14 protein-coding genes are annotated in these 12340 nt (G+C 61.8%); 8 read left to right on the forward strand and 6 right to left on the reverse strand.

Features of this window, described 5'->3' with window-relative positions; all coding sequences use genetic code 11:
- The first annotated feature begins 179 nt into the window (after positions 1-179).
- Positions 180-785: a DUF4145 domain-containing protein gene (locus NKJ64_RS22675; RefSeq protein ID WP_352463391.1), complete on the forward strand. Its 606-nt coding sequence runs from the start codon at positions 180-182 to the stop codon at positions 783-785.
- A gap of 44 nt (positions 786-829) precedes the next feature.
- Here the strand turns inward: NKJ64_RS22675 and NKJ64_RS22680 are convergent, their stop codons facing one another.
- The 3 genes from NKJ64_RS22680 to NKJ64_RS22690 form a co-directional block, all read right to left on the reverse strand.
- Positions 830-1054 (reverse strand): hypothetical protein, encoded by a 225-nt coding sequence (locus NKJ64_RS22680; protein ID WP_352463392.1) that lies wholly within the window; start codon positions 1052-1054, stop codon positions 830-832.
- A gap of 346 nt (positions 1055-1400) precedes the next feature.
- The gene (locus NKJ64_RS22685; RefSeq protein WP_352463393.1) at positions 1401-1571 is read right to left on the reverse strand and encodes a hypothetical protein; all 171 of its coding nucleotides are present in this window, start codon (positions 1569-1571) and stop codon (positions 1401-1403) included.
- A 184-nt stretch (positions 1572-1755) separates the two neighbouring features.
- Positions 1756-2052 carry a DUF982 domain-containing protein gene (locus NKJ64_RS22690; protein WP_352463394.1) on the reverse strand — a complete coding sequence of 99 codons (297 nt, stop codon included), beginning with the start codon at positions 2050-2052 and terminating at the stop codon, positions 1756-1758.
- A gap of 420 nt (positions 2053-2472) precedes the next feature.
- On the opposite strand from NKJ64_RS22690, the gene NKJ64_RS22695 reads away from it, so the two are divergent.
- The 4 genes from NKJ64_RS22695 (at position 2473) to NKJ64_RS22710 (ending at position 5751) form a co-directional block, all read left to right on the forward strand.
- Positions 2473-2625, forward strand: coding sequence for a hypothetical protein (locus tag NKJ64_RS22695; protein ID WP_023670201.1), 153 nt, complete (start codon positions 2473-2475; stop codon positions 2623-2625).
- 39 nt (positions 2626-2664) lie between these two features.
- Positions 2665-2859, forward strand: a complete 195-nt coding sequence (locus NKJ64_RS22700) for a hypothetical protein (RefSeq protein WP_023670200.1) — start codon at positions 2665-2667, stop codon at positions 2857-2859.
- Positions 2860-3136: 277 nt separating this feature from the next.
- Positions 3137-4597, forward strand: a complete 1461-nt coding sequence (locus tag NKJ64_RS22705) for an AMP nucleosidase (protein ID WP_023731828.1) — start codon at positions 3137-3139, stop codon at positions 4595-4597.
- Between the two features lie 152 nt (positions 4598-4749).
- Positions 4750-5751, forward strand: a complete 1002-nt coding sequence (locus NKJ64_RS22710) for an endonuclease/exonuclease/phosphatase family protein (RefSeq protein WP_352463395.1) — start codon at positions 4750-4752, stop codon at positions 5749-5751.
- 25 nt (positions 5752-5776) lie between these two features.
- Here the strand turns inward: NKJ64_RS22710 and NKJ64_RS22715 are convergent, their stop codons facing one another.
- The gene (locus NKJ64_RS22715; protein WP_488505237.1) at positions 5777-6523 is read right to left on the reverse strand and encodes a DUF922 domain-containing protein; all 747 of its coding nucleotides are present in this window, start codon (positions 6521-6523) and stop codon (positions 5777-5779) included.
- Positions 6520-8199 carry an electron transfer flavoprotein-ubiquinone oxidoreductase gene (locus NKJ64_RS22720; RefSeq protein ID WP_352463396.1) on the reverse strand — a complete coding sequence of 560 codons (1680 nt, stop codon included), beginning with the start codon at positions 8197-8199 and terminating at the stop codon, positions 6520-6522. Before NKJ64_RS22720 ends, NKJ64_RS22715 begins: the two co-directional genes overlap by 4 nt.
- 303 nt (positions 8200-8502) lie before the next feature.
- Here NKJ64_RS22720 and NKJ64_RS22725 point away from each other — a divergent pair, with 303 nt between their 5' ends.
- The 3 genes from NKJ64_RS22725 to NKJ64_RS22735 all read left to right on the forward strand — a co-directional run bounded on the left by NKJ64_RS22725 (position 8503) and on the right by NKJ64_RS22735 (position 11115).
- Entirely contained in the window at positions 8503-9057 is a 555-nt protein-coding gene (locus NKJ64_RS22725) for a hypothetical protein (RefSeq protein ID WP_352463397.1), read from the forward strand.
- A gap of 141 nt (positions 9058-9198) precedes the next feature.
- Positions 9199-10077, forward strand: a complete 879-nt coding sequence (locus tag NKJ64_RS22730) for a uracil-DNA glycosylase (protein ID WP_352463398.1) — start codon at positions 9199-9201, stop codon at positions 10075-10077.
- 225 nt (positions 10078-10302) lie between these two features.
- Positions 10303-11115: a helix-turn-helix domain-containing protein gene (locus NKJ64_RS22735; RefSeq protein ID WP_023826784.1), complete on the forward strand. Its 813-nt coding sequence runs from the start codon at positions 10303-10305 to the stop codon at positions 11113-11115.
- 19 nt (positions 11116-11134) lie between these two features.
- On the opposite strand, the gene NKJ64_RS22740 is transcribed toward NKJ64_RS22735, so the two are convergent.
- Entirely contained in the window at positions 11135-12037 is a 903-nt protein-coding gene (locus NKJ64_RS22740; RefSeq protein WP_023727631.1) for a DMT family transporter, read from the reverse strand.
- Positions 12038-12340: the final 303 nt, after the last annotated feature.

The following is a 12340-nucleotide window of genomic DNA, read 5'->3' on the forward strand; positions in this document are numbered from 1 at the left end:
TGCACATCTGCAAAAGGGCAGAGTAATCACAAAGTGAGGACTCAATGGCTACGTTACCCGGCACCGAGACCATCGAAATCACGAGCGGACTTAGAGACACTGTCACACAGAGAGATCACAAACCGGAGTTCAGGAAGACTCAGTTCAAGTGCCCACGGTGTCCAGTGGTCGCCGCACAGATGTGGACGATCCCGTACGGGAAGTCCTTCAAGCAACTCGGGGGAAAATTTACGTCTCTCGAAGAGCAGATCGCAGATTTAGGAATTTCGCAATGCGTGGCATGTGGAGGTCGTGCGCTCTGGTTCGAAGGAACTCTGGTATACCCGAGCCAATCGGGCGATCACCCAATCCCCCAAGACCTCCCTCCACAGCTTCAGAAGGATTTTGAGGAGGCCGCAGCGGTTGCTGGTGCTAGTCCCAGGGCGGCGGCGGCTTTGCTTCGCATGTGCATCGAAGGCCTTTGCAAGTTTGTCGCCCAGAAAGACACCTTCAACGATGCGGTTTATGAACTGGAAAAGCAGGGCGTTCCCAAACAGATTGCTGTTGCCATGGACGTGGTCAGGATGACCGGCAACGAGGCCTTACATGCATCCCGTCTGTACGGGACGGACGACGCGACGACGGTGGCAATTTTGTTCCGTCTCGCCAACTCCATTGTTCAATGGGCGATTATTGAAAAGAAACAGCTTCAAGAATTAGTTGCGGAGATCGGCCCTGAGCGGTTCGCAAAAAACGATGCAGCTAGGCAGAGGAACGCCGAGAAGGCTGCGCGTGAGAAACCCTGACTGATCAGCACTAGATTTCAGGGCCTCGTGTCAGCCTGCGTTTCCTATTGGTTGTTCCCGATGTCGATCCAAGCCTTGCGTATTTCTATGACAACATTGGAACCGACGGCGCTGATCATAAAAGCGAGGAACCCAAAGAGCCCCGCACCCCATAGCGATCCGAAAGTCATGTAGGCGAGAAACGCTGCGATAACCGCCGCCGCTGCCGCTTCGTACCCGCCACTCTCTCGCAAACGCTCTATGAGATAAAACGCGCTTTCCTTATCCATCGGTTTCCTGCGGCCTGTTTGTTTCTGAGAGCGTGCGTGATGCACATCTGCCTGTTGACAACATGCGTATGGTGCATTGACGAGCAATACGTTTGTAGGCAGAGGTAACCAATCCGGTGCGGGAATTTCCGTTACGGATAAGGGTGCCGGTGGGAGACGCTGAGGTTTGGACGCCCGGCGTCCCCCTCCGACTAGCGCAGTGATCGATGCCTCTACTCGGTATGGAATCGAGTTTCATTGGCTCGGTTTCTACTGCTCTAGCTCTGGTGTAGGGCCACAAGTGACTCGATGACAAGAGTCGCAAGTGACACCATCACAGTTATTTCGAGTTTTCCCCAACCTGCGATCACCTGCGCTTAAGCCGCTCCTGCTCCATTTCGTGGACCACACGGTTCCCCGTGGCCATGATGGCGAACGCCAAGAACCCGAACAGTGCCCCGTGCCAGTAGGTTCCGAAGGCCATGTAGCCCAGGACTGCCCCTATCGCTGCCATCACCAGCGTTTCCCATACGACCATCACTCTCTCCTTCGGTTTCATTTCTTCCGCCAGAGTTCCCAAAGAGCCGTGCCTACAATGAAGCAGACAACGGCGGGAACGTAGACATAGAAGACCGCCGCTGGCTTCGGCCCTCGCCATGTAAGCCCTATGTAGGCCCAGCCGAACATTATGGCGACTATGCCGACGAGACCGACGAAGCGTTTCATTCCGTGATGACCGGCAGGAGTTTCCCTTCCTCACGAGCAGCAGCCTCAAAGGGTACCCTGACGCTATCCGGAGGTGCCTCGTCGGCCAGTGCCGCGACACACGCCGAGACAGCTTCGGTCCACCGAGGGCCACGCTTGGTCCACGTCATGAGAACCTCGGCTGCAGCCTCCACGCTCCCGACGTTGTAGCGATGCCCCTCAAGGGTCCTCACGGGGACCTTGGGGCTGAACCAATGCTCGGCCATCTGTCTGTTCTCCGAAGGGACCTCAGGGGTTCCCCAGGCTGCGACCATTTCTCAGAAAAATTCGTATCCGCTAATGTTAGAGAGGAGTAGCCCCGGCCCCCCCGTGGGGTTCACTTAGTACCTAATGTCCACCTATACGACGATGCCTTTAATCCGCACCAAATCACTGGCCCGAACCCGCGTTCTAGCTATGCGTCCAACACATTCCGTAAAATAAAAGCTAAGTCTGGCACAAGCTCTGATCTTGCTGCTTTGAGTTGACCAACGGGGCCTTCACAGGCCCCGTTTTCTTTTGCAGGACGGTCCGCGCCATAGCGACGACCGTGCCGTTTGCGGCGGCGCAAACCCGAACCGATGCTCTCCCTAAAACATCGTCAATCACTTTGAACCGCAGATGAACGTCGGCATCAGCGCCGGTTCAGTCGCATCAGGGCATTTTGATGGCGTGTTCAAGGAGACACTCCGCAAATGCTCGCTCGCCGCTTCACCATCGTCTGCCTGTTGATGAGCCTGTTCGGGATGCTCTTCGCCATCCTCGTGGCCGAATCCGGCCGTCCGGCCCGTTCCTGGGATGCAGCCAGTTCCTGCCAATTCGATTGCATGAACCATTTTCGCCCCTGAGACGACAAAGACATAGATCCAAACAGAAAAGCAAAAGCCATGAACCGCATCGCCATCAACGCCCTCCAGACCCTTCGGCTCCTGCCGCGGGCGGCGCTCGTCCTGGTCGTGCTGTCGGCGCCGGTCCTGGCCATGCCAATGATGCGGGCCAATGCCGACACGACGATCGACGCGCCGGCGACGAAGAAGCATGGCGTCGGCTTTGTCTTGCTGGTCAGTCTGCAGCGCGGGTAAGGTGTGCCGGTATTAAGGTGATGCCGGCCTGCAAGTGGCGGCCTTGGTGCTCACATGCTTCGAGTACGCTCCGCTCCGGTTCTCGAAGCCAACCAGTTTGGTCGCTTCGCGCCCGTCCTCGACTCCGGCTCAGCCTTACCTGAATCTCAGCACACCTTGGGCGTGGACGAATAAATCGACCACTTGGCGGCCACCCTCCCCTCCCAAGTGCGGCCTCAAGTCTCTATATTGAGCCATGGAAAAGCGAATCTACCCACAAGCTATCGAATCGGTCGTCATGCCGGAGCCTTTCGGCAAGCAGAGCTTCGACGACGCCAAAAAGGCCGTGGCCGCCTTGCAGGTGCTCTACGACCGCAACACCAAGTTTCTGCGCGACTCCTTTGCCACGCTTGCCGCCGGCGGCGACGAAAGCAAGCGCTACCGCGCCTTCTACCCGGAGATCGGCGTCACCACCAATTCGTTCACCCAGATCGACTCGCGCCAGGCCTACGGCCACATGCCGACCCCCGGGCATTTCTCGACCACCATCACCCAGCCGGTGCTGTTCGAACGCTATCTCGTAGAGCAGCTTCGCCTGATCATGCGCAATCACGGCGTGCCGGTAACGGTTTCGGAATCGACCACGCCGATCCCGCTGCATTTCGCGTTCCTTGAAGGAACCCATGTCGATGGCGCCGCCGCCGACCGCATCAAACGGCCGATCCGCGACCTGTTCGACGTGCCGGATCTTGACGGCACCGACGACCAGATCGCCAACGGCACCTTCGAGGTCGCGTTCGGCGAACCAAGGCCGCTGGCGCCGTTCACGGCGCAGCGCATCGACTATTCGCTGCACCGCATGACGCACTACACGGCGACCAGCCCGCAGCATTTCCAGAACTTCGTGCTGTTCACCAACTACCAGTTCTACATCGACGAGTTCGTCGCCCGCGCGCGGGCCCAGATGGCTGAAGGCGGCCACGGCTATACCGAATTCGTCGAACCGGGCAATGTCATCACCAAGGCAGGGCAAAACGCACCCAGCGAAGGCGTGGCGGCGCCGCGCCTGCCTCAGATGCCAGCCTATCATCTGAAGAAGCCGAACCATGGCGGCATCACCATGGTCAACATCGGCGTCGGCCCGTCCAACGCCAAGACGATCACCGACCATGTCGCGGTGCTGCGGCCACATGCATGGCTGATGCTCGGCCATTGCGCCGGCCTGCGCAACACTCAGGCGCTGGGCGACTATGTGCTGGCGCATGCCTATGTCCGGGAAGACCATGTGCTGGACGATGACCTGCCGGTGTGGGTGCCGATACCGCCGCTGGCCGAGATCCAAGTGGCGCTGCAGGAGGCGGTCGCCGAAGTCACCGGACTTTCCGGCTACGATCTCAAGCGCATCATGCGCACCGGCACCGTCGCCACCATCGACAACCGCAACTGGGAACTGCGCGACCAGCGCGGACCGGTGCAGCGGCTGTCGCAGTCGCGCGCCATCGCGCTCGATATGGAATCGGCCACGATCGCCGCCAATGGCTTCCGCTTCCGCGTGCCCTACGGCACGCTGCTTTGCGTCTCCGACAAGCCGCTGCATGGCGAGTTGAAGCTGCCCGGCATGGCGACCGAATTCTACAAGCGGCAAGTGGCGCAGCATCTGACCATCGGCATCAAGGCGATGGAGAAGCTGGCGGAAATGCCGATGGAACGGTTGCATTCGCGCAAGCTGAGAAGCTTTTCGGAGACGGCCTTTCAGTAGACCGGCTTGCCGTAAATGTTTGCCGCGAGGCGTTTCGTCATCTTGATTGGGCCGCATTTCAGCCGATAAAGGCCTGATACCTCGGCAATGTATTACCCGGTCTATGGGCAAAACCCGGTCTGATGGCACGCGTGCGAAAGATGATGGCTTCAATGGCGTTCCTGGCAATGCTCGGCCTCTCGGCCGTGCTTGTAGCCGGGTTCTTTGGCGCACTGCATCCGGCCTTCGATTCCTTCGCCCATTTCCGCATCCATTTTGCCGTGCTGATGGGGCTGATTGCGCTGCCGCTGCTCGCCACCTCGTTTCGCCTGCAGGCGGGCGTGGGCCTGCTGCTGGCCGTGGCCGCCTTCGCCAGCACGTTGAGCACCTTGCCGCGCCTGTGGCCGGTGCAGGCCGCCAATGACGCCGCGCCCGGCAACGAACCGGTCTACCGGCTGCTGCAGCTGAACCTGCGTTTCAACAATCCGACACCCAAGAAGGTTCTTTCGCTGATCGCCAGGACCAACCCAGACGTGATCACGCTCGACGAAGTATCGGCCATGTGGGCGACCGAACTCGGCTATATCCAGAACGCCTATCCCTATCGCATCCTGTGCGCCCATCCCGACGGCGTGTGGGGCGTGGCGCTTTTGTCCCGGCGACCTTTTGCGGCCGGCACCGAGCCGCATTGCGAACCGCGCGGCGCGATGGCGGCCGCCACCGTCGATTTCGGCGGCACTCCGGTCGATGTCGCGGCGATCCATTTGAGCTGGCCGTGGCCGAAGGAACAATACTGGCAGATCGGCGAGTTGACCGAGACGCTCACCTCGCTCGGCGAGACGGCGATCATGGCCGGCGACTGCAACGCCGTGCCGTGGAGCGCCGCGGTACGGCGCGTTGCCTCGCTCGGCGGACTGACCGTGATGCCGTCGGCCGGACCGACCTGGATCCACCGGACCCTGCCCGATTTCCTGCGGCGCTATGCGGGCCTGCCGATCGACCAGGTGTTTTCGAAGGGCGGGGTGACCATCCTGTCGTCGACGCAGATGGAAGAGACCGGCTCCGACCATCTGCCGGTGATGGTGGAATTTTCATTGATGCGCGACGAGACCAAGCCGGTCGACGAGGATTCTACCGCGACTGTGTCGCTGATCCAGCCCAGCATGGGCGGCTAGATCGTACGCCACGGGGCTTACGGTTTCACAAGCCTACCAAGGCCTCGATGATGCGCTCGACATGGCCGCCTTCACTGTGCTCGCGCGCGTCGAACGCGATCTGTTTTGCCTCATAGAGCTTGGAAGTGGCTTGCAAGCGCCGCGTGGCTTCGACGCGCGTTTTGTTGCATTGCGGATCGTTGGCAAATTTCAGGCCGCGAACCGACCGCTCGGCAGCCTGCATCATCTGCCCGGCGATACGGCCATGGGTTCCTTCATGAGCGAGAACGCCTGTGAAAAACCGGTTCCAGCGTTTGCGCAGCGCCGGCGTGACGGCCGAGGCGACGCGCGGGTAGGTGTAGGCGATGTTGAGCGTTCCATTGGCCTGGCGCAGGCGGCAGACGCCGTTGACCTGACCCACGTCCAGGCTCCAGTCGGCGGTGTAGCTTGTCTGCGCGATGGCGTGGGTCATGAAACCGTGCTTGGGGCCCCTGCGGTTCATGGCGATAACCAGACCGGCACCTGTCGTGCCGGTGATGTCATAGGTTCGCGTCTTGACGACGGTTTTCACCCCCGCCGACGCCGTCCCGACGACGCCGCAGGCCGCGCTTATGACGGCGACGCAAAACAAGACCAACACGCGCATGCCATTTTCCCCATGGACGCGGCAATGAGACCACAAGCAGACGACGGTTTCAACAATCTTTGGCGCCGAGCGCCTTACATGCCTTGGTAAACCCGGCCATCGCCGCCATTTTTGCTGGTTGAGACGGCCCCGGTCGGTGAGGCTCACATGCCCTGATAGACCGGGCCTTCGCCGCCTTGTGGCGGCACCCAGTTGATGTTCTGGTTGGGATCCTTGATGTCGCAGGTCTTGCAGTGCACGCAGTTCTGCGCGTTGATGACGAAACGCACATCCTTGTCAGACGGATCGGCGGCGGCGTTGCCGTCCTTGTCGACCCATTCGTAAACACCGGCCGGGCAATAGCGGGTCGAAGGCCCGGCAAAGACATCATGCTCGGAACGCTTCTGCAACTCCATGTCGCCGACGATGAGATGCACCGGCTCGTTTTCCTCGTGATTGGTGTTGGACAGGAACACCGAGGACAGGCGGTCGAAGGTCAGCACGCCGTCCGCTTTGGGATAGGCGATCTTCTTGTGCTTGGCCGCAGGCTCAAGCGTGGCATAGTCGGCCTTGCCATGTTTCAGCGTGCCGAAGGGCGAGAAGCCGAACAGCGTGTTCAGCCACATGTCGAGACCGCCGAGGCCGACGCCGATGATGGTGCCGAAGCGCGACCAGAGCGGCTTGACGTTGCGGACCTTCTTCAAATCCTTGCCGATATCGGTCGCGCGCCAGGCGTCCTCATAAGAAGACAGCTCGTCATTGGCACGGCCGGCGCCGATCGCTTGCGCGACATGCTCGGCCGCCAGCATGCCGGACAGCACCGCATTGTGCGAACCCTTAATGCGCGGCACGTTGACGAAGCCCGCCGCACACCCCATCAGCACGCCGCCGGGGAAGGAGAGTTTCGGCACCGACTGCCAGCCGCCTTCGGTAATGGCGCGCGCGCCATAGCCGATGCGCTTGGCGCCCTCGAAGGTGCGCGATATCGCCGGATGCGTCTTGAACCGTTGGAATTCCTCGAAGGGCGACAGCCAGGGGTTCTTGTAGTTGAGGTGCAGGACGAAGCCGACCGCGACCTGGTTGTCCTCGAGGTGGTAGAGGAAGGAGCCGCCGCCTGTCTTCAGGTCGAGCGGCCAGCCGAAGGAGTGCTGCACCAGGCCCGGCCGGTGGTTCTCGGGCTTGACCTGCCACAGCTCCTTGAGGCCGATGCCGTACTTGCCGGGCTCACGGCCGTCGGACAGTTTGTATTTTGCGATCAGCTGCTTGGACAGCGAACCGCGCGCGCCCTCGCCGATCAGCACGTATTTGCCCATCAGCGCCATGCCCGGCGCAAAGCCCGGGCCATGTGTGCCGTCTTTTTCGACGCCCATGTCGCCGGTGATGACGCCCGTGACCGCGCCGGCATCGTTGTAGACGAGGCTGGCGGCAGCAAAGCCCGGATAGATTTCGACGCCTAGCGCTTCAGCCTTGGTTGCCAGCCAGCGGCAGACATTGCCGAGCGAGACGATGTAGTTGCCGTGATTGTTCATCAGCGGCGGCATCAGGATATTGGGCAGACGGAACGAGCCGGCGGGGCCGAGCACCAGGAAATCGTCGACCGTAACCGGCGTCTTGAAGGGGTGGCCATCTTCCTCGCGCCAGCCCGGCAACAGGCGGTCGATGCCTATGGGATCGACGACGGCGCCTGACAGAATGTGGGCACCAACCTCGCCGCCCTTTTCCAACACCACGACGGAAAGCTCGGGATTGACCTGCTTGAGACGGATCGCTGCGGCAAGGCCCGCCGGGCCGGCCCCGACGATGACCACGTCGAATTCCATGCTCTCGCGCTCGATCTCGCTCATCAACCCCTCCGCACTGGCCGACCGTTTCCGGGCATTTTGCTGGCTCCTGCGCTGCATAGCGCATCAATCCGCGACAGGAAACCGGCGCTGACGTGACAATGCCGATTTCGACAAAAAGTCGCGGATGACAACTCTGCCGCAAGCGTTTTGCGCGCGACCGCGCTCAGCGTCCCATATTTTAATTGTTCGACGGCTCTCTTATCGGCCATACTTATTTCCATGCGCACGCCGTCCGGCTATTCATTGACGCGCTTCCCCCTTCCGCCCGGCCGGACCTGCCGAGCGATCCTTCTCGCCCTTTCAATGCTTACGCCGGTTCGCGCTCAGGCCGAGCCGGTAAAGGTGTGGGCGACCGGCGCCTATTCCTTTTCCGACGAGCTTGGCGGTTTCCACATCACCGGCGCCTCGGGCACCGGCACCAAGGAAGATCCGTTGGTCATCTCCGAGGAGCTGAATTCGTCGACGCCGGTGACGCTCACCATCCGCACCACCAAACCGATCCAGCCGTTCAGCACCAACGGCGAATTCGCCAACGGCATCCTGTACATGCGTGTCGAGGTGCTCAACAACAGCGGCCAGGCCTGGGTTGAATTCCAGTTCGAGCTGCAGGAGATACTCAACCAGCCGAGCGTGTTCGGCGACGGCCTGTCCTTCGACCAGCGCAACAAGACGCCCGACAACATCCTGTCGAGCGCGTACGCCGATTTCGACCGCGATTTCGAACCCTATGACCGGCTCTTGTTCAAGAGTGGACAGATCGACCCGCTGAAGAGGGGACGCTTCGAGTTTCTGATCACCGACTACACGCCGCGCTGGACGTTCTATCTGGTGCAGGATCCGCGGATACCGACGGGGTAAGCGGCAGACGCCGTGAAAATCGCCACAAAATGCCCTTCGTGATTGGCGAAAGCCGACGAGCGCGTAATCTCCCTCCTTGAGGGGGAGATTACTAACCGCCCAACCTTGCAAATCGTCTCTCGGCGGACGAATGTGCCCGGCATGACTGCCGCCTCCCCCAACAACCGATCCGACCTGGCCGAGTTGCTCGCCTTCTACGCCTCTGCCGGTGTCGACGAAGCGTTGGAGGACGCGCCGGTGAACCGGTTTGCCGGGGCAGCACCGAAGCGCCCCGAGCGCACAACGGCGCCTGCCGCGCCGCCTCGCGAAAACAAGTTTCCGGAACAAGCCGCCGCCAGCCCCGGGCTGGACGCAAGCCGGGTGCCGGACGCGCCGGCGCGTTCCGTTCCGGCCATGGCGACGGTGCCCGACGAGGCACAGGCGGCCCTGGCCCGGCAAATGGCGGCAAGTGCCTCGACGCTCGACGAACTGCGCCAGCACATGGCGTCGTTCGATGGCTGCAACCTCAAATTCACCGCCAAGAACCTGGTCTTTGCCGACGGCAATCCGGAAGGTTTGGTGATGTTGGTCGGCGAGGCGCCCGGCCGCGACGAGGATATTGAGGGCCTGCCCTTCGTCGGCCGCTCGGGCCGGCTGCTCGACCGCATGCTGGCTGCGATCGGGCTTGACCGGACTTCGGTCTATATCGCCAACGTCATTCCCTGGCGGCCACCCGGCAACCGAACGCCGACGCCGCACGAGACCGAAATCTGCCGCCCCTTCATCGAGCGGCAGATCGAGCTGGTCAATCCGAAGGTGCTGGTCAATCTCGGCGGCCCTTCGGCCAAAACCCTGCTCAACACGACCGAGGGCATTCTGCGCCTGCGCGGCAATTGGCAGGTGCACACGACGGTGTCGGGCACTGCCATTCCGGCCATGCCGACGCTCCACCCGGCCTATCTTTTGCGGACGCCGGCGCACAAGAAACTGGCGTGGCGGGATTTTCTCGAGGTCAAGGCGAAGTTGCGGGAGGTGGGGTGAGGCGCGCCTCTTCCTTCCACCCTTGTGGGGGAAGGTGGATCGGCGCGCAGCGCCGAGACGGATGAGGGGTGTTCCAGCGGAGTGAGACGTTGGCGTTCCCTGGAACACCCCTCATCCGACCGAGCTTCGCTCGGCCACCTTCTCCCACAGGGGGAGAAGGGAGAACCGCGCCAATGACCTCCCAGGTAATTGAAATACCGCCCGCCCCGGCCTACTCATCCTCCCATGACAACAGTCCAAACCTCCGCCGGCAGCCTGATCCGCGAATGGCGCACGCGCCGGCGCATGAGCCAGCTTGATCTCGCAATGGAGGCTGAGATTTCCCAGCGTCATCTCTCCTTCGTCGAAAGCGGCCGCGCCGCGCCATCGCGCGAGATGGTGCTGCATCTGGCCGAGCAGCTTGAGATTCCGCTGCGGCAGCGTAATCAGCTGTTGCTGGCTGCCGGCTTTGCCCCGAGCTTCAGCGAGCGGCCACTCACAGATACGACGCTGGCGCCGGCGCTTGCCGCGGTCGAGAGCGTGCTCAAAGGGCATGAGCCGTTCCCCGCCCTCGCCGTCGACCGGTACTGGAACCTGATTTCCGCCAATGCCGCCATCGGCCCGTTTCTGGCCGATGTTGCCGAGCCGTCGCTGCTCCAGCCGCCGGTCAATGTGCTGCGCCTCAGCCTGCACCCGAACGGCATCGCACCGCGCATCGTCAATCTCGCGGAATGGCGGGCGCATCTGCTGGAGCGGCTGAAACACCAGAACGATGCCGCCGGCGATCCCGTCCTGGTCGAGCTGGAGCGCGAATTGCGAACCTATCCGTCCGGGCTCAAGGGTGCGCGGCCGGTGCCGGTCGAGCCCAACGGCATCGTCCATCCGCTGCGGCTGGCGCATGGCGACCAGGTGCTGTCCTTCATCAGCACCATCACCGTCTTCGGCACGCCGCTTGACGTGACGCTGTCGGAACTGGCGATCGAGTCTTTCTTCCCGGCCGACGAGCAGACGCGAGCGGTGCTGGTGCGGCTGGCGAAGGAACGTGCGGAAGCTAACTGAGCCAACCCCGCGGACCTCCTCACCCCTGTGGTGGCGCTGCCTTGCGCGTTCGGGTGCGTTCCAGGCCGAGTTGGCGCTCGCGCCAGATGATGAAGATGCCGGCGGCAACGACGATCACACCGCCGGCGAGCGTGTTGATGGTGGCGATATCGCCAAAGGCGAAATAGCCGACGACGACGCCGAGGATCATCGAGGTGTATTCGAACGGCGCCACCACCGAAGCTTCGGCATGGCGGTACGCCGCCGTCATCAAAATCTGCGCCAGCCCGCCACAGAAGCCCGCTGCGACCAGCAGACCGGCCTGCGGCGGTGTCAGCGCCTGCCAGCCGAAGGGCAGCGTAAGCAGCGCCATGACACTCGCCGTCGCCGAGAACCACAACACGATGGTCGCTGTTCGTTCAGTCTGGACAAGATTGCGCACGAGCAGGATGGCATTGGCGGAGATTGCTGCAGAAACAAGAGCAGCGATGACGCCCAGCACCTCCTGGTCGCCGAGCGCGACGCCCGACGTGAGCAGCGTCAGCTCCGGCCAGGAGATGATCAGCACGCCGACCAGACCGACCGCAACCGCGCTCCAGCGATAGACGCGAATGGCTTCGCCGAGGAATAGCGAGGAGAACACCACCACCAGCAAAGGCTGGGCATAGTTCAGCGTGATCGCCTCAGGCAGCGGCAGCCGGGTCAGCGCAAAGAAGCCGAGCCCCATGGCGCAAACGCCGACGACACCGCGCGCAATGTGGTTCAGCGGGCGTTTGGTGGCGAACGCCGTGCCCAGTTTTCTCTTGAAGGCCAGGAAGGCGATGATCGGGAAGATGGCGAAGAAGGAGCGGAAGAAGACGATCTGGCCGGCCGGCAAAGTGCCGGCGGCCTTGATGCAGGTTTGCATGCCGACAAAGACCGCCACCGACATGACCTTGAGCATGATCCCGGTGAGAACACGCCCTGGATGATCGGACAGTTTCCCTGCCGCCTCGTCTCTCGGCCCTAAAGTCACGCCTCCGCCGCTTCCCGAATCGTTGCCCAGATATGTATCGTAGGACGCAGCACAGAGGCACCCATGCCGAATTTCGGTGTGACGACGGTCATCAAGGCCTCACGATGATGGCGGAAGGGGAACGCCCCGAAATAGGCATTGGCGCAGTTTTGTCGAGTGGCCGTTTCGTGTAAAGAGCGCGCAACTTTAGATTAATGGGCCAGGACACGTCAGCGGCTCCGATAGCGACAG

This window comes from Mesorhizobium sp. M0062 (assembly GCF_040323125.1).
GTDB lineage: Bacteria > Pseudomonadota > Alphaproteobacteria > Rhizobiales > Rhizobiaceae > Mesorhizobium.

Coding starts and splice junctions, on each gene's coding strand:
- NKJ64_RS22675 (WP_352463391.1), top strand. CDS start 180: ATGTGGACGATCCCGTACGGGAAGTCCTTCAAGCAACTCGGGGGAAAA.
- NKJ64_RS22680 (WP_352463392.1), bottom strand. CDS start 1,054: ATGGATAAGGAAAGCGCGTTTTATCTCATAGAGCGTTTGCGAGAGAGT.
- NKJ64_RS22685 (WP_352463393.1), bottom strand. CDS start 1,571: ATGGTCGTATGGGAAACGCTGGTGATGGCAGCGATAGGGGCAGTCCTG.
- NKJ64_RS22690 (WP_352463394.1), bottom strand. CDS start 2,052: ATGGTCGCAGCCTGGGGAACCCCTGAGGTCCCTTCGGAGAACAGACAG.
- NKJ64_RS22695 (WP_023670201.1), top strand. CDS start 2,473: ATGCTCGCTCGCCGCTTCACCATCGTCTGCCTGTTGATGAGCCTGTTC.
- NKJ64_RS22700 (WP_023670200.1), top strand. CDS start 2,665: ATGAACCGCATCGCCATCAACGCCCTCCAGACCCTTCGGCTCCTGCCG.
- NKJ64_RS22705 (WP_023731828.1), top strand. CDS start 3,137: ATGCCGGAGCCTTTCGGCAAGCAGAGCTTCGACGACGCCAAAAAGGCC.
- NKJ64_RS22710 (WP_352463395.1), top strand. CDS start 4,750: ATGGCGTTCCTGGCAATGCTCGGCCTCTCGGCCGTGCTTGTAGCCGGG.
- NKJ64_RS22720 (WP_352463396.1), bottom strand. CDS start 8,199: ATGAGCGAGATCGAGCGCGAGAGCATGGAATTCGACGTGGTCATCGTC.
- NKJ64_RS22725 (WP_352463397.1), top strand. CDS start 8,503: ATGCTTACGCCGGTTCGCGCTCAGGCCGAGCCGGTAAAGGTGTGGGCG.
- NKJ64_RS22730 (WP_352463398.1), top strand. CDS start 9,199: ATGACTGCCGCCTCCCCCAACAACCGATCCGACCTGGCCGAGTTGCTC.
- NKJ64_RS22735 (WP_023826784.1), top strand. CDS start 10,303: ATGACAACAGTCCAAACCTCCGCCGGCAGCCTGATCCGCGAATGGCGC.
- NKJ64_RS22740 (WP_023727631.1), bottom strand. CDS start 12,037: ATGCTCAAGGTCATGTCGGTGGCGGTCTTTGTCGGCATGCAAACCTGC.